This is a genomic window from Micromonospora peucetia, from assembly GCF_900091625.1.
Classification (GTDB): domain Bacteria; phylum Actinomycetota; class Actinomycetes; order Mycobacteriales; family Micromonosporaceae; genus Micromonospora; species Micromonospora peucetia.
In genome coordinates this window covers 3156609-3172859 of the sequence record NZ_FMIC01000002.1, presented here as the reverse complement: position 1 = coordinate 3172859, position 16251 = coordinate 3156609, and the positions used below count along the sequence as shown (strand labels likewise).

The 16251-nt window shown below is 75.0% G+C and carries 12 protein-coding genes; 1 reads left to right on the top strand and 11 read right to left on the bottom strand.

Translation table 11 applies throughout. The features are described 5' to 3' along the window. Window positions 1-51: 51 nt before the first annotated feature. From GA0070608_RS14920 to GA0070608_RS14905, 4 genes are read right to left on the bottom strand one after another with little or no spacing between them, the layout of a single operon-like run. A complete protein-coding gene (locus tag GA0070608_RS14920) occupies window positions 52-3957 on the bottom strand; it encodes an SCO7613 C-terminal domain-containing membrane protein (RefSeq protein ID WP_091628336.1) in 3906 nt (1301 codons plus the stop codon). A 47-nt stretch (window positions 3958-4004) separates the two neighbouring features. Then, window positions 4005-4325 (bottom strand): divalent-cation tolerance protein CutA, encoded by a 321-nt coding sequence (gene cutA / locus GA0070608_RS14915; RefSeq protein ID WP_091628333.1) that lies wholly within the window; start codon window positions 4323-4325, stop codon window positions 4005-4007. A gap of 9 nt (window positions 4326-4334) precedes the next feature. After that, the gene (locus GA0070608_RS14910; RefSeq protein WP_091628330.1) at window positions 4335-5351 is read right to left on the bottom strand and encodes a 1-acyl-sn-glycerol-3-phosphate acyltransferase; all 1017 of its coding nucleotides are present in this window, start codon (window positions 5349-5351) and stop codon (window positions 4335-4337) included. Next, complete coding sequence (locus GA0070608_RS14905; protein ID WP_091635120.1) at window positions 5351-6184, bottom strand: patatin-like phospholipase family protein; 834 nt, start codon at window positions 6182-6184, stop codon at window positions 5351-5353. The genes GA0070608_RS14910 and GA0070608_RS14905 overlap by 1 nt, the downstream gene beginning before the upstream one ends. A gap of 374 nt (window positions 6185-6558) precedes the next feature. On the opposite strand from GA0070608_RS14905, the gene GA0070608_RS14900 reads away from it, so the two are divergent. Continuing rightward, window positions 6559-8190, top strand: coding sequence for a serine/threonine-protein kinase (locus tag GA0070608_RS14900; protein WP_091628328.1), 1632 nt, complete (start codon window positions 6559-6561; stop codon window positions 8188-8190). Between the two features lie 46 nt (window positions 8191-8236). Here the strand turns inward: GA0070608_RS14900 and GA0070608_RS14895 are convergent, their stop codons facing one another. The 7 genes from GA0070608_RS14895 to GA0070608_RS14865 form a co-directional block, all read right to left on the bottom strand. Then, a complete protein-coding gene (locus tag GA0070608_RS14895; RefSeq protein WP_091635116.1) occupies window positions 8237-9298 on the bottom strand; it encodes a glycosyltransferase family 4 protein in 1062 nt (353 codons plus the stop codon). Between the two features lie 187 nt (window positions 9299-9485). Beyond that, window positions 9486-10157 carry a BON domain-containing protein gene (locus tag GA0070608_RS14890; protein WP_091628326.1) on the bottom strand — a complete coding sequence of 224 codons (672 nt, stop codon included), beginning with the start codon at window positions 10155-10157 and terminating at the stop codon, window positions 9486-9488. A gap of 178 nt (window positions 10158-10335) precedes the next feature. Next, window positions 10336-12090: a S1C family serine protease gene (locus GA0070608_RS14885; protein ID WP_091628323.1), complete on the bottom strand. Its 1755-nt coding sequence runs from the start codon at window positions 12088-12090 to the stop codon at window positions 10336-10338. Window positions 12091-12152: 62 nt separating this feature from the next. Then, entirely contained in the window at window positions 12153-13712 is a 1560-nt protein-coding gene (locus GA0070608_RS14880) for a HAMP domain-containing sensor histidine kinase (protein ID WP_091628321.1), read from the bottom strand. Further along, window positions 13709-14410, bottom strand: a complete 702-nt coding sequence (locus GA0070608_RS14875) for a response regulator transcription factor (protein ID WP_091628318.1) — start codon at window positions 14408-14410, stop codon at window positions 13709-13711. The genes GA0070608_RS14880 and GA0070608_RS14875 overlap by 4 nt, the downstream gene beginning before the upstream one ends. 76 nt (window positions 14411-14486) lie before the next feature. Next, complete coding sequence (locus tag GA0070608_RS14870; protein ID WP_091628315.1) at window positions 14487-15215, bottom strand: PadR family transcriptional regulator; 729 nt, start codon at window positions 15213-15215, stop codon at window positions 14487-14489. Continuing rightward, window positions 15212-16042, bottom strand: coding sequence for a DUF4097 family beta strand repeat-containing protein (locus GA0070608_RS14865; RefSeq protein ID WP_091628312.1), 831 nt, complete (start codon window positions 16040-16042; stop codon window positions 15212-15214). Before GA0070608_RS14865 ends, GA0070608_RS14870 begins: the two co-directional genes overlap by 4 nt. Window positions 16043-16251 lie beyond the last annotated feature (209 nt).

Genomic DNA, 16251 nt, shown 5'->3' with positions numbered 1-16251 from the left:
CGGGTCGGGGGTAGGGCGAGCCCTACCCCCGACGCCCGTGAGCAGCGCCGGTCAGCCCATCCGGCCGACGGCGGCCCGGAGCCGGGCCAGATCCCGGCGACGCCGCTCGTAGGTGGTGGCGAGCCCGATCAGCGCGAACCCGCCGACGGCCAGGAAGACCCACCGGGGCAGCAGGTCCCAGCCACGGACCAGCTCGTGCAGCGCGAGCAGCGCCAGGGTCACCCCGCCCAGCAGCACCGGCGCCTGCCAGCGGCGGGTCGCGCCGGCGAGCACCGCGCCGAGCGCGGCGATACCCAGCAGCAGCCGCCGCCACGGCTGGGGGTCCGGGGCCACCAGCACCGACACCAGGCTCGGCAGCAGCGCGGCCGTGAGCCCCGGGCCGAGCGCCAGCCAACTGGTCAGCCCGGGCCGGGTGCGCAGCGCCACCACGCCCGTCACGAGGGCCAACGCCGCCACCGGCACCGTGTACGCCTCCAGCAGCGCCACGTCCCCGGCGGCCAGCAACAGCCAGCCGCCGAGCAGTTCGCTGCCGCCGGCAATGCCCGCGAAGGCCCACCGCCGGCCCGCCGGCTCGCCCCGGCGCAGCACCCGTAGCGCGACGGCGGCGCCCCACAGCACGCAGACCGCCGCGGCATGGCGGAGCGAGCCCACCGCGAGCAGCAGCGCGACCAGCGCCACCGCCTGGGCTGCCGCGTCCAGCGCCGCCGCCGTGCCCCGTCCCGGGCGGGCCGGAGCAGCCGACGCCACACCCACCGGAACAGGCATCGCGTCAACCGGAGGCAGCGTCGCGCCCACCGGAACAGGCGTCGCCACGCCGACAGGAGGCGGCCCGGCGGGCGCCCGGGGGCCGCCGGGCACCGCTGCGGCGGCCAGGGTGAGCACGGCGACGGCGAGCACGCTGAACGCTGCCGTCCGCAGCGGCAGCCCGCCGGCCAGCGGCGCGACGAACGCCAGGCCGGTTGCGGCGGCCACCGCGACCAGGGCACCACCGAGGCGGGCGTCGGCCCGGCGGGCGGCCACGCCGACCACCGTCGCCGCGACCACCAGCACGCCGAGGCCGACGATCGTGCCCGCCCGGGTGGCCAGCAGCCCGAGCAGCCCGGACGTCGCCAGCACCAACCCCACCGGCACCCCGACCGGGGCAAGCAGCGGACGCGGGGCGGTCAGCGCGGCGACCAGCACCACGGCCACCCCGCCGAACAGCGTGGTGACCGGCAGCACCGGCCACGGCACACCGGCGGCCACCAGCAGCACGGGCAGCGCGGTCGCGGCGAACGGCAACGCGACCAGCGCGGGCCGCCACCAGCCGGCACCCACCGCCGGGACGCCGGTTCCGGGATCACGCGGGACATCTCCGAGCTGCTCCGGGGCGGTCCGCACGACGCCCCGGTCCGGCAGGCCGGCCAGCACCCCGGCCACCGCCAGCACGGCCAGCGCCAGGCCCACCGGGAGCGCCCCCGGGTCGGCCCCGACCGTGGGCGCACCGGACCAGGGCGACACTCCGCCGTACGGGGCGACGAGCGCCGTCAGCGCCACCGGCACGGCGCTGGCGACCGAGACCACGAGCAGCCCGACGCCGGTCACCCGCAGCGCGATGTCGGAGCGCGCCGCACCGCCCAGCGTCGCCAGCAGGACCGTCACGGCGGCGTAGAGCGTCACCGGTTCGTCGGCCGGTACGACCACCGGCGCCAATCCGACCGCCGCGACCGCCACGGCCACCCCGACGGAGGCGTACACCCGCAGGTCGGGCCAGTGCCGGCGGACCGCGAGCAGCCCGACGGGCAGTAGCGCGACGGCGGCGAGGGCCGCCCGCGCCTGCCACCAGGCCGGCGCACCGGCGATGAGGGCGACGACCGCGCCGGCCGGCACCGCGAGCGGTACGACGGCCAGCGCCACCCCGGCCACCCCGCGCTGCACGGCCGTGCCGCGCCGGCCGACCACCGCCACGGCGACCCCGGCGACCAGCACCACCGCGAGCGCCGCGCCCGCCCCGGCGGGTGCGGCGAGCCCCACGAGCAGGCCGTGCCCGAGCAGGACGCTCCCGGCCACCGCCGCGGTCAGGGCCGTCCAGGACCGGGTGCCCGGCCGCCCCACCGCGACGGCCAGCAGGCCCACGGCCGCCACCAGGTCCAGGGCCATCACCGCAGGCCAGGGCGACGGCCAGCTGGCGGGCACCGCCAGCACGACGGCCGCCACGCCGATCGCGGCCAGCGCCGGCCGGGCGGCCCTCGGCAGCAGGAGTCCCAGGGCGGCCACGGTCAGCGCGATCACCACCGGAAGCTGCCATCCCTGGCCGAGGTCGGGCCCGGCGGCGGCACCCCGCCACGGCGGCAGCGACCGGCCCGCGGTGGCTCCCGCAAGCGCGACGGCCAGCAGTACGGCGAATTGGCCCGTCCCACCGACCACCGCCAGCGCGCCGGCCCGAGGGCCGGTCCGCCATCCGGCGGGCAGCAGCCGCACCGCGCCGGCCAGCGCCACCAGGACCAGCGCCGTGAGCAGCGGCGACAGCCCCAGCTCGGCGATCGGGCGGATCACCGCTCCGGCCAGCGCCGGCACCACCAGCGCGGCGGCCACCGCGCGGAACACCGCCCCGCCGGTGAGCAGCGCAGTGCCGAGCAGCGTCAGCGCCACCAGCAGCATCGGCACCCCGGCCAGCACCGGGATGCCGGCGGCCTGGCCGACGGTCAGCGGCACCACCGCGCAGCACGCGGCCACGAGCAGCGCGCCGGCGTGTCCGACCCAGGCGAGGACGCGCCCGGCGAGCACCGCCGGACGCTCGCCGGGCGGCGCGGGCACCATGCTCGTCCCCCCACCGGCCGGGGCCATCGCACCGGCTGCCCGGCCGCCCCCGGTCACAGCCCCGGCCACCGGGCCGGCACCCATGACGGCACCGGCTGCCGGACCGACCGGGGCCACGGCGCCAGCCGGGCCGACCGGGGCAACGCCGCCAGCCACCGAGCAGACCTGGCGGCGCAGCGCGACCAGCACCCCCAGGTCGAACAGTGCCACGCCCAGGAAGACCATCGCCCAGCCGGCGGCGTCCGGCCGGGCGTCAACGGCGAGCAGGGGCAGCACCGGCTGCGCGGTCACCAGGGCCGCGAACCACGGCACGGTCAACCCGCTGAGCCGGGCGTACCCGGCGGCGACCGCCGCGCTGGCCCCCCCGACCAGCGCGGCGTACCTGGTGGCCGGCCAGTCCGCCACACCGGCCAGGCCCACCGACCAGGCGGCGTACCCGTCGAGGAGCACCAGCAGCAGCCCGACGGCGGCGAAGGTCTCCGCGGTGCCGCGCAGCCCTCGCCGGACCGCCACCAGCGGCGCGGCCAGGGCGAGCGCGGTGAACGCGAGCAGGATCAGGGCCCGGCCGGCGACCCCGACCGCCGCCCAGGCGACCGCCGTGAAGACCACCGCGGCGGTGCCGAGCAGCAACCCACCGAGGACGAAGAGCAGGCCCTGCACGGTCCGGGTGGAGGTCTCCGCCCCACCGACGCCCGCACCGGCCGGCGCGGGGACCGGAGCGACCGGCCCCCGGCCCGGCCATGCCGGCATCGGGGTCGCGGTCGGCGCGGGACGGGCCGGCACCGGCATCGCAGGCGGCACCGGGCGGGCTGGCACCGGCATCGCGGCCGGCACGGGACGCACGGGTGCCGGAGCCGCGGTCGGCACGGGACGCACGGGTGCCGGAGCCGTGGGAACCGCCGGGCGCGTCACGGGGAACTCCGTCCGGACCGCGGCGGCCAGTGTCGCCCGACGCTGCCGGGCCGCACCCAGCCGGCCGACGAGCCCCTGGTACGCCGCGCGGGCCCGCTCGACCTCACCGCCGAGCGCGACGATCTCCCGGTCGAGCCGGACAACCTCGGCGGCGGCCGGATACGGTGGCCGGCCGCAACCGGAGCAGCCGGAGCCGAGGTCGGCCGGCGCGCCGCAGGCGGGACAGGGGTAGCCGCTGTTCTGCACCCGGCCATCATGGTGGTTGGAAGATCACCTGGCCAGAGTGCGGGTACTCAGGGCCGGGTCTGCTCGTGCACCCAGGTGGCGTAGGCGGGGTCGCCGCTGTCCACCCGGGTCACCAGGATCTCCGGCACCTCGTACGGGTGGCTGGCCCGGATCTGCTCCACCAACGCGGCGGCCCGGTCCGGTGCCGTCTTGAACTGCACCGACCATTCGGAGCTGGTCTCCACCCCGGAACGCCACCAGTAGGTGCTGTCCACCTGGCCGCCCACCTGCGCGCAGGCCGCGAGCCGACCGGCGACGGCCGCGGCCGCCATCACGTCAGCGACCGAGCGGGCGTCCACCACCGTCGTCACCACGCAGATCTGGTCCACCAGCGCACCCTACGCGGCACCGTCCCGATTGGCCGCGATCCACTCGTCGATCCGCGCCCACCAGTCAAAAAGCCAGTCGATCCGCTCCTGCCGACCGGTCGGCACCTCCTCCGGCGGCACCGACCAGAAGCGCATGACGATCCGCTTGTCCATCGGCAGTTCCCGCCACACGTCGGCGACGGTGAGCATCCGGTCCAGGCCGGTGTGCGCCACGAAGATCACCCCGGCGTCCGGCGCGGCGTCCAGCGCCGCGAGCAGCCCGCCCGGCTGCGGGGCGAGCACATGCCGCATCCGTTCCGCGCGCCGCGCCATCCGTTCCAGGCCGAGGCCGCGCAGCCGGTCGATGGCCCGCAGCCGGCGACCGGGTGTGAAGTTGCCGCCCTCCGGAAAGATCACGAAAGCGTCGTCGTCGTCCAGGCCCCGGGCCAGGTGCCCGATCTGCTCGGTCACCGACCCCCGGCCGTCCGGGCCAGGCGCGAGGAAGCGGTTCGGCAGCCGGTTGAGCAGCACGTCGACCGCCGGATCCCACTGGAGGCTGTCCTTCAGCACGATCCGCGGCTCCCGGTTGAACCAGTTGACCAGGGCGTGGATCAGAATGAACGAGTCGCCCGGGCCGGCATGTCGGCAGAGCACCAGCTCGGGGCGGCCGGGCAGGGCCGTGTCGGGGTCCGTGCCCACCACGTCGATGCTCAGGTGCAGCGCCCACCGGGCCTGCCAGAAGAGCACCTTCAGGAACCAGCCGGCGAGCACGTAGTGCGCCCGTTGGAAGGCGGGCGCCCGGACCCGCCAGCCGAAGCCGGAGGCCACCCAGAGCAGGAAGAGCGCGAGCAGCGCCACCGCGTCCCAGACCAGGTAGACGCAGCCGATCCAGAGCAGGCGCAACGGCCGCAGCCGGCCCGGGACCAGCGGCGAGACGGCCGCCGCGAACAGCGCCCAGACCGGCAGGGTCGTCACCACCAGGAAGGCCAACAGCACCACGCCGGGGGCCAGGAACAGCCGGCGCACCCACCGTGGGGGCAGCGGCATCAGTGCTCCAACTGGGTCGCCAGGTAGCGTCGGGAGGCCGTGTAGGCGCGGCTGATCCGTCGCCCCACCGCAGCCATGTCCCGGTACGCCCATGGCGTGTCGTCGCGCGGCTCCAGCCCGCCGGTGGGCAGCACGTGCACCTCCACTCCGTCGGGCAGGGCCGCCATCTCCCGGGCGAACCGGTGCCGCCGGGCGATCTCGAACGCGACCTGGGCGATCTCCCAGGGCCGCCGGGGCGGGCTCAGCTCCCGCTCGATCCGGCCCACCTGGAGTACGAAGATCCGGGTGGCGCCCACGGCGACCGCCTCGCCGATCGGGATGGAGTTCACGATCCCGCCGTCGATGTAGTGCTGGTCGTCGATCCGGGCCGGCGGCAGCAGCCCCGGCACCGAGGCGGAGGCGAGCACGGCCGGCACCAGCGGCCCGGTGTCGAACCAGTGCTCGGCGGCCCGCTCGATGTTGGCCGCGCAGCAGCGGAACGGCACCTGGAGGTCGGCGAAGGTGGTCTCCGCGCCCAGCTCGGCCTCCAGCAGCTTGCGCAACGGGCGGGGCGAGTGCAAATGGGTGCGGGCGGCGAACCGGCGCAACTGGCGGGCCACCGAGTCGCCGTACACCTCGCTCGCCTCGGGCGAGGCCCAGAGCCGGACCAGCCGGTCGGTGACCGCCTCGGACGGCTCGGCGGCGACCAGCGCGCCGTTGACCGCCCCGATCGAGGTGCCGAGCACGACGTCGGGCCGGATGCCAGCCCGGAACAGAGCCCGCAGCATGCCCACCTCGACCGCGCCGAGGACTCCGCCGCCCCCGAGCACGAACGCCACCACGCCTCCCGCCATGAACCCCATCCTGGCACGCCCCAAACACCCACCCCCCACCCCGCCCACCCGACCCCCACCACCTCCCCCACTCACCTCCCCACCCGACCCCACCCCCGGTCCCCGCCCCGCTGCCCCCGCCCCGCCCGCCCCGCCCACCCCACGCGCCCCACCTCGTCGATCATGAGGTTTTTGTCCCCGGAAAGCGCTATCCAGGGCGATAACCTCATGATCGGCGGGCCCGGAAACGGGGCGGGCCCGGAAGCGGGGACCGGAAGCGGAAGCGGGGCGGGCCCGGAAGCGGGCGGGGCGGGGAGTGGGTGGGGTGGGCGTTGACAGGGGCGGGGTGTTCGCGCAACCTGATAGCGCTCCCACAGCGAGGTAGGTGCGATCCCGTGAAGGCAGCACTGCACCCCGGCCGGTTGCTGGCCCGCCGGTACCGGCTCATCGACCAGATCGGCGCCGGTGGCATGTCGGTGATCTGGCGGGCCCGGGACGAGGTGCTCGACCGGGTCGTGGCGCTGAAGGTGCTCGCCCCGTCGCTCGCCGCCGACGCCCGCTTCCGCGACATGGTGCGCGAGGAGGCCCGCGCCGCCGCCCAGCTCGTCCACCCACACGTCACCTCGGTGCACGACTACGGCGAGACGGTCGCGCCCGACGGGTCGATCACGTCGTTCGTGGTGATGGAACTGCTGGCCGGCGAGGAGTTGGAGGTCCGGCTCACCGAGGGGCCGCTGCCGTGGACCGAGGCGGTCGAGGTCGGCGTCCAGGTGGCGGACGCGCTCGCCGCCGCGCACCGGCTCGGCATCGTGCACCGGGACATCACCCCGGCCAACGTGATGATGACCCGGGCGGGGGTCAAGGTGCTCGACTTCGGCATCGCCACCCGGATCGGAGCGCCGGACGACGACGAGGACGGGGGCACGTTCGGCACGCCCGCGTACGTGGCGCCGGAACGTCTCGACGGGGCGCCCGCCCAGCCGTCCACCGACGTCTACTCCCTCGGCGTCCTGCTCTACGAGGCGCTGACCGGCCGGGTGCCGTACCCGGCGGACACCTGGGAACAGCTCGGCGAGGCTCTCGCCGGGGACGGCCCGCCCCCGCTGACCGAGCTGCCGGGGCTGCCGCCGGAGGTGGCCCGTACCTGCCTGCGCTGCCTGGCACGGGACCCGCTGGAGCGGCCCACCGCCCGGCAGGTCGCCACTGTCCTGCGCGACCAGTTACTCCCCGCCGACCCGCAGGCCGCCACCATGCTCGCGCCGACGGTCACCCTCCCGACGCTGCCCGCCCCGACGACCGACCCGATGCCAGCGACCGACCCGGTGCCGACGACCGGACCTGTGCCGACGACCAACCCCGCGCTGGCGTTCGCCGACGCGGGAGGACCGGGCGGGACGGCAGGACCGGGCACAGGAGGACCGGGCCGGACGGCGGAACCGGGCACAGGCGGGACGGCAGCACCGAGCGGTGGGTCCGAGTCACGTAGCGCCCGCCTCGCCCGGCAGCGCAGGCGGCGCCGGCTGCCACGGCCGTTGCTGATCGTGCCGGTGGTGCTGATCGTGGGGGTGGCCCTGGCCGTGCCCGCGATCCGCCAGGAGGAGACGAGCCCGCCCCGGTCGCTGCCCACCCCGGGCCCGTCCGAGCTGCCGGCCACCCCCACAGCGACAGCCGAGACCGCACCGACCCCGGCTGCCGCACCAACCCCGACATCCGCGACGCCGGTCGCGCCCCCGCCCACCCGCACGCCTCCGGAGCGTGGCGACCTCATCGAGGCGGCCAACCGGATCGACGGGCTGATCGGCGCCGGTCTCGACGACGGGGGCATCCGTCCCGACGTGGGCCTCGACTTCCGCAACGAACTGCGCAACCTGACCGACGCGGCCCGCGCCCGCTCGGGAGACCTGGGCGAGCGCATCACCCAGCTCCGCGAGAAGGTCGCGGTTCGGCGCGGTGAGGGCGCCATCACCGACGCGTACGCCCGGCGGCTGGACAGCGCGATCACCGCGCTCGGGACCGCGCGGGCCTGAAGCGCGATCAGCGTGCTCGGGACCGCGCGGGTCTGACCGGCGGCGCTCAGCGGGCCGGGATTCGGGCCGGTTCCCGGGCTGCGGCGGACTGGGGCGTCCCCGCCGTGAAGCGGCGGTACACCGCCTCGTAGCCGGCGGCCATCCGTTCGGTGGAGAAGTTCTCCCTCACGTGCGCGACGCAGGCCGCCGAATCGAGGCCGGCCGCCGCGCGCAACGCCCCCGGCAGCTCGTCCACGTGCTCGCAGATCAGGCCGGTCGTTCCGGGCCGGACGAGTTCCGGCACGGCACCCCGGTTCAGCGCCACCACCGGAGTCCCGGTGGCCATCGCCTCCACCATCACCATGCCGAACGGTTCCTCCCACTGGATCGGCATGATCAGGCACCGGGTCTCGATCAGCAGCCGCAGCGCCTCGGTCCGGTCGGCGTCGAGCACCACCCGGACGTCCTCGCCGAGCATGGGCCGGACCACCTCGTCGTAGTAGCGATGCTCGGCGGGCTCGTTGCACTTGCCGGCCAGCACCAGCGGCAAACCGGCGGCCCGGCACGCCCGGATGGCGACGTCCGGCCCCTTGTCAGGGCTGAAGCGGGCCAGCCAGAGCACCGGCCCCTGCCCGGGTGCGGTCTTGTGCGGGATGCCCCGGACGTCCAACGCGTTGTGCACCGTGCCGGCCCAGGGTAGCCCCGGGTTGAGCCGGCGCTGGGCGTGCGAGACGGCCACCAGCCCGACGCCCCGGTCGGTCTCGCTGAGCACGTCGCCGTACTCGCCGACGGGGTTGCCGTGCACGGTGGCCAGGGTGGGCACCGCCCGGTGACCGGCGATCAGCGGGCCGATGGTGGTGTGGTCGTGGACGACGTCGAAGTCGCCGGCGTGGACCCGGTGGTTGACCCGGGCCAGGTGGGCCAGCTCGGGCAGCGCCTCGCCGAGCCGTTCGAACTGGAGCTCGGGCACCGTGGAGACGAACGCGGCACCGGTCCCGTGTTCCCGGCCCGCCCCGAAGACGGTCACCGCGTGACCCCTGTCCACCAGCCCGTCCACCAGGCCGGTCACCACGTGTTCCAGCCCGCCGTAGCCGGGCGGCGGCACCGACAGCCATGGCGGCACCACCATCGCGATCCGCAACGGCGGCTCCGCCGGTCGGTCGGGCGACAGGTGGTTCACGGCCACGGTTCCTCCCCGTCGGTCACTGCTGTGGATCGGTCAGCGGGCCCGTCGCACCGCGACCGGCCCCCGCTGCTCGGCGGGATCGGCCACGGTTTCCCGCCGGCGGCATCACCAAACCGGACGCCCGGGGCGGTCATCCGCCCACGAGGAGGCGGTCCCGCACCGCCCGCACCCCCTCGGCGGACCAGGCCACCCGTTCCGCCTCGTCCCGCTCCCACCAGGACCGGACCACCCCGGTCAGCACGACCGTGTCCCCGTCCAGCTCGACGGTCACCCGTTCCGTGCCGATTCCGCGCCCCAACGCCCGTTGGAGGTCACGCCGGGCCCGCTCGGCGTCGGGACTGGCGGCGGGCCGCACCTCGACCAGGTTGGTCACGCCGCGTACGCCCCGCAGCCGGCGCAGCTCCCGTTCGGCGGTACGCCGCTGCCAGCCGAACTCCACCTCGCCACGCAGCATCACCCAACCGTTGGCCACGGTGACGTCCAGCCGCTCGGCGGGGACGAAGCTGTCCCACTCCAGCGCCCGGCTCGCCGCGATCGCGATCTCGGCGTCCGTACGCCCCGCCTCGCCGGGCAGGCGCACCTCGACGTCGTCGGCGACCGCCCGCACCCCCCGTACGCGCTGCGCGCAGCGTTGCGCCGCCCACTTCCGCGCGTACCCGTCCACCCAGCCGGTCAGGGTCACCACGCCCTCGGCGACGGTCACCCCGATCTCGTTCGGCTGCACCTGGGCGTCCCAGGCCAGCTCGTCGAGCACGTCCTGCTGGATCCGCCCGTCCGTCCGGACGGCCGCTGCCGTGGTCATCGCACCCCTCCGTACGCCTCGCCGGGTCCTGCCTCTCCGACGGTGCCGGCGCGACGGGTGACGGCGGTTCACCCGCACCGGGTGAACCGCCGTCAAGAGGGAGCGGCGGGTGACGGAGCCAACCCCCTTGGCCCCGCCACCCGCCGCCGGAGGGAGGAGGAATGTCTTCGGTTACCGGTTACGACGTCTCGGCGAGCGTCACGGTTGCCTTGGATTCGGTGCCGTTGCGCTTGTAGGTCACCCCGACCCGGTCGCCGACCTTGCCGGCCTGCACCGCGCCGACCAGGTCGTCCGAATCGTTGACCGCCTTGTCGCCGAACCGGGTGATCACGTCGCCACGCTGCAACCCGGCCTTCTCGGCGGGGCTGCCCGGGGTGACGGCGGCGACCAGTGCCCCGCCGCCCTCGGCTGCGGTCACGCTGACCCCGAGCGACGGGTGGCTGACCTTCTCGCCCCGCTGGAGCTTGCCGGCCACGTCCTTGGCCTTGTTGCTGGGGATCGCGAAGCCGACGCCGATGTTGCCGCTGCTGCCCTGCCCGGCGGTGGCGATGGCGGTGTTGATGCCGATCACCTCGCCCCGGGTGTTGACCAGGGCGCCGCCGGAGTTGCCCGGGTTGATCGGCGCGTCGGTCTGGAGCAGCCCGGCGATCGAGCTGGCCCCCTGGTTGGACTCCTGCCGCTGCTCGTTGCTGCCCGCCTGGATGGTGCGGTCCCGGGCGCTGAGGATGCCGGCGGTGACCGAGCCCTGTAGGCCCAGCGGGCTGCCGAGGGCCAGCACCTGGTCGCCGACCTGCATGGCGTCGCTGTCGCCGAAGGTGGCGGCCTTCAGGTCGCTGACGCCGTTGGCCTTCACCACCGCCAGGTCGGTCTTCGGGTCGGTGCCGACGATCTTGGCCTGGGCGGTCTTCCCGTCGGCGAAGGTCACCACCACGCGGCCCTCCGTGGCGGAGGCGACCACGTGGTTGTTGGTGAGCACGAAGCCGTCGGCGGTGAGGATCACGCCGGAGCCCTCGCCGTTGTCGGTGCCGATCGAGACGACGCTGGGCTGCACGGAGGCGGCGATCCGGGGCAGGTCGGCGCTGTTGATGACCGGCGCGGCCGAGTAGGTGCGGGTGATGCCCGAGTCGCCGTCGAGGGCGAGGGCGAGCGCCCCGCCGGCGACGCCCGAGCCGAGCATCAGCGCGAACACCGCGACGCCGGCGCCGGCGAACTTGGCGATCCGGCCCGGCCGGGGGCCCGTCTCCTGCGGGGCCGCCCACGGCGGCCCCGGCTGGCCCGGGTGCTGCGGCTGGCCCGGGTGCTGCGGCTGGCCCGGGTGCTGCGGCTGGTGGCCGTACGGCTGTCCCGGCTGGCCCCCGCCGCTCCAGCCGGACTGCTGGCCGTACCAGGGTGCACCGGGCTGGCCGGCGATCTGCGGATAACCACCCTGGCCGGCGGCCTGCGGGTAACCGGAGTGGCCGGCGGCCTGCGGGTAGCCGGGCTGGGACTGGCCGGAGACCGGGTACTGCGGCGCCGCCGGGGCGGGCGCGAAGGGACCCGGCGGGGTGGGCTGGGCGGACGTGCCGCCGCCCTCGGGCGCGCGGGCGGACTCGGCGGCACCGAGGGCGCCGTCGGCAGCGGGGCCCGACTCCGCGGTACGGGGCACCTCGTCGCGCACCGGGACGGCCTCACCGGCGATCGGAGCGGTCGGGGCGGAGCCACCGGCGAAGGGAACGGTCGGGGCGGCCTCGCCAGCGAAGGGAGCGGTCGGGGCGGGGCCGTCGGTGGCGGGGGCGGTGAAGCCCACCGTGGGAGCGGAGTCGCCGGCGGGCGGGGCGATCGGGTCGGAGTCGGACTGCGCGCGCTCGACGCGCGGCAGCTCGGCGGTGGGGTGCGACGGCTCGGCGTCGGTGTGGGCCGGCCGGCGCTGCGGGTCGGACTCGTGCTCGGTCATGCCACCACTTTGACGCGTACCACTGCGATCTGCCTGGAACGCACCTGAATGTTGGCTGAAAGTCACTCGCCATCACCGTTGTCGTCGGGCACGAGCGGCAGTCGCACCCGGAAGGTCGCTCCCCCGCCGGGGGTCTCGGCCACCTCGACGGTGCCGTGGTGGGCACGCACCAGCGCCGCGACGATGGCCAGCCCGAGCCCGGTGCCGGTGTTGCCGCCGGCCCGCCGGGTACGCGCCGCGTCCACCCGGTAGAAACGCTCGAACACCCGTTCCGCCTGGTCGGGGGTGAGACCGGGTCCGGTGTCCGCCACCTCCGCCACGGCCAGGTTCCCCGGCTCGGCGCGCAGCCGCAGGGTCACCGAGGCGTCCGGCGGGGTGTGCGTGAGGGCGTTCGTCATCAGGTTGCCGATCACCTGACGCAGCCGGGCGTCGTCGCCGTAGACCACCAGTGGGCCGGAGCCGGGCCTGATCTCCAGCTCGATCCGGCGTTCCGGCGCCACCACCCGGGCGGCCTCGACCGCCTCACTGGCCAGCACGGGCAACTCCACCGGCGCGAGGGACAGCGGTCGTTCCCGGTCCAGCCGGGCCAGCAGCAGCAGGTCCTCCACCAACAGCCCCATCCGGGCCGCCTCCTGCTCGATCCGGCGCAGCAGGTCGGCGGTCTGCTCCGGCGCGCTCGCCGCGCCCTGCCGGTAGAGCTCGGCGAAGCCCCGGATCGTGGTCAGCGGCGTCCGCAGCTCGTGCGAGGCGTCCGCCACGAACTGCCGCATCCGTTCCTCCGAACGGCGCGCCCGCGCCTCGGAGGCCCGCGCCGACCCGGCCGCGTCCCGGGCGGCAGCCTCGGCGTACCGGGCGGCGGTCTCCGAGGAGGCCCGCGCGGTGAAGGCCGCCTCGATCTGCGTCAGCATCGCGTTCAGTGCCCGGGAGAGCCGGCCCAGCTCCGAGGTCGGAACAGGTTGCCCCTCCTCCGGGTCGGGCACCCGCCGGGTGAGGTCGCCACCGGCGATGGCGGCGGCCGTACGCTCTATCTCCACCAGCGGTTTCAGGCTGGTCCGGACGATCGCCGCCCCGATGGAGGCGAGCAGGATCAGCACGGCGGTGCCAGCGAGCACGTCGATCCAGACCAGGCGCTTGACGGCCAGGTCCACGTCGGTGAGGTGCAGTCCCACCGCACCCATCTGGCCGTTCGGCAGCTGGGTGTAGAGCATCCGCCAACGGCTGTGGCCGTCGCGGGAACGGACGGTGAAAGGGTCGCCGATCAGGTCCGCGAAGCCCTGCTCGGTCGTCGGCCACGGCGGCAGGTCCTCCGGGCGGATTGTCGGGTTGAAGTAGTCATCCCTGGGCACGCCGTTGACGTCGACCGCCAGCACGATGAACTCGCTGGGCAGACCGACCTGGGTCGTCTTGCCCTGCAGGACCAGGTCGACCGCCCGGGACAGGGTGCTCTCGGCCAGCCGGAGGTCATCGTCGACCTGGCCCTCAAGGTAGCTGCGGAGGAAGAAGGTGGTCGACGCGCTGATCACCACCAGCGCTCCGGTGACCAGGGCGAGGACGGAAGCGACCAGCTTGACCCGGAGCGGGACGCCGCGCAGTCGCGCCTTCCCCTGGTCGAGCGAGTTCACGCCGCCGGCTTGCGCAGCACGTAGCCGACTCCACGCAGCGTGTGGATCAGCCGGGGCTGGGTGTTGTCCACCTTGCGGCGCAGGTAGGAGATGTAGGACTCGACGATGTTGTCGTCGCCCCGGAAGTCGTAGTTCCACACGTGGTCGAGGATCTGCGCCTTGGAGAGCACCCGGTTGGCGTTCAGCATCAGATAGCGCAGCAGCTTGAACTCGGTCGGCGAGAGCTGCACCCGTTGACCGGCCCGGTGCACCTCGTGGGTCTCCTCGTCCAGCTCCAGGTCGGCGAAGGTCAGCCGGGAGGGGGCCTGCTCGCCACTGCTGGTGCGCCGCAGCACCGCCCGGATCCGGGCGGTCAACTCCTCCAGGCTGAACGGCTTGGTGACGTAGTCGTCCCCGCCCAGGGTGAGCCCGCGGATCTTGTCGTCGGTGGCGTCCCGGGCGGTGAGGAAGACCACCGGCGTACGGGTGCCGCCCTCGCGCAACATCCGGATGACCTCGAAGCCGTTCAGGTCGGGCAGCATCACGTCAAGCACCACGAGGTCGGGCCGGTGGTCCTTGGCGGCGGTGAGGGCGGCGCTGCCGCTCGTCGCGGTGGCCACGTCGAAGCCCGCGAAGCGTAGGCTCGCGGAGAGCAGTTCGAGGATGTTGGGGTCGTCCTCGACGACGAGCAGTCGCGCCTCGGTCTGGGTAGCGGCCATGCCGCCCATCTTCCGCGCTCTCGCTGCGTCCGCGCTGGGCACTTGCTGGAAATAACCTGTGAGAGGGCTGTCGGGCTCAGCGCAGCAGTCGGCGCAGGCCGTCCAGCGCGCCGTCGAGCAGCCGGACGGCGGTACGCAACTGCGAATCGCTCAGCCGGCGGGCCCGCACCAGGGCGCCCACCTCGACAGCGAAGGCAGCCAGCCGCTGGTCGAACTCGGCGAGCGCCGTCGATCCGGGCATGGACGACGCCCCAGGCACCGACGACAGGCCGGTTGCCGGCGAAGAGCCGGGGGCGAAGCCGGGCGTCAGGCCGGGGGCGGGCTGCGACGGCGACGGGCCGGGCGAGGGATCGGGTGTCGGACCGGGGGCGGGCATGGGGCCGAATCCGGGGGCCGCCCAGCGGGGACGGCGGGTCTGTCGGGCCGCCTCGCGCAGCTCCCGCTTCAGGTCGCGGACCGAGCCGCGTACCTCGCTCTGGATCTCTCCGGCCAGCGCGGACAGATCCTCCACGGAGGCGGCGATGTCCGACTCCAGGGCGGTCAGCTCGCCGGCCCGCTGCCGCAGCTCGGCGCGGCCCGCCTCGGTCATCTCATAGACCTTGCGGCCACCGGCGGCGGTGTGGGTTACCAGCCCGTCGGCCTCCAGCCGCTGCAACCGGGGGTAGATGGTGCCGGCGCTGGGCGCATAGAGGCCGAGAAAGCGGTCCTCCAGCAGGCGGATCAGCTCGTAGCCGTGCTTCGGGCCGTCGTCGAGAAGCTTGAGCAGGTAGAGCCGGAGCCGCCCGTGACTGAACACGGCGGTCACGGCAGCTCCTCGTCGTCGTCACCCACCGGACGGGCGAGCAGCGCGATGCTGCCCGACGTGGCGGACGCGGAGAGCCTACCTTCACCCGTGCCGAGCACACCCTCGCTGTCCATCACGACTCCCGGCCGGGCGTTGCCCCGCACCTGGGGGAAGCCACTGGTGATCCGGCCCGACGTGGTGTGCAGGCGGACGGCCAGGTCGCTGTCCACGCGGACCCGGACGGTGATGCTGCCGGAGGTCGTGCTGAGCCGGATGTCGCTGCGCCGTGGATTGTCCAGGTCACAGGTGATGGCACCGGAGACGGTCTGCGCGCGGACCTGCCCGGCCGCGCTGTCGGCGAGGATAACCTCGCCCGAGACCGTTTCCAGGTGGAGGTCGCCGGCCACACCGAGCGCCTCGACCGGACCCGCCGTGATCTTCGCCGACGTCCGGCCGCGCAACCCCATCAGGGTGATCTGGCCGGCGGTCATCTCCACCCGGGTCTCGCCGCACAGGCCCGACGCGACCAGCGAGCCCTGCACGAGCTCCAGGTCGGCCAGCACGTCGGCGGGGACCGCGAGAGAGACGTCGACCCGGGGCAGTCGGGACAGCGGCCCCAGCCAGAAGACGTGGTCCGAGAGCCGCCAGCGCCGCTGCTGGCGTACGGAGAGCCGGCCGTCGCGGTGCTCCACCAGGACCGGCCGGCGCCCGACCCGGGTGATGTCGACCCGGGCGGGGCCGTCGGTGGCCACCACGTTGAGCCGGCCGGTGATCAGGTGGACATCGAGTCGGGTGACCCCCTCGTCCAGCGTGATCCGCTGCGGCGCGTGCACGGTCCAGTCGGCCATCGGGCCCTCCCTCCGACGACGCGCCGCCATCACCGGCGCGTCGGATGACAGCACACTAACGCGATACATCGCGATACGACAAGCGGTAGCGCGGACACCTTCACGTCGGCGGTTCCACAATCGGCCGGCGGTACGGGCCCCAGGCCACGAAAACGGTCGAACAGGTGGCGAGGGCTGGGACCCGTCGTGCGCGTTGAGGTGGCAGAGAT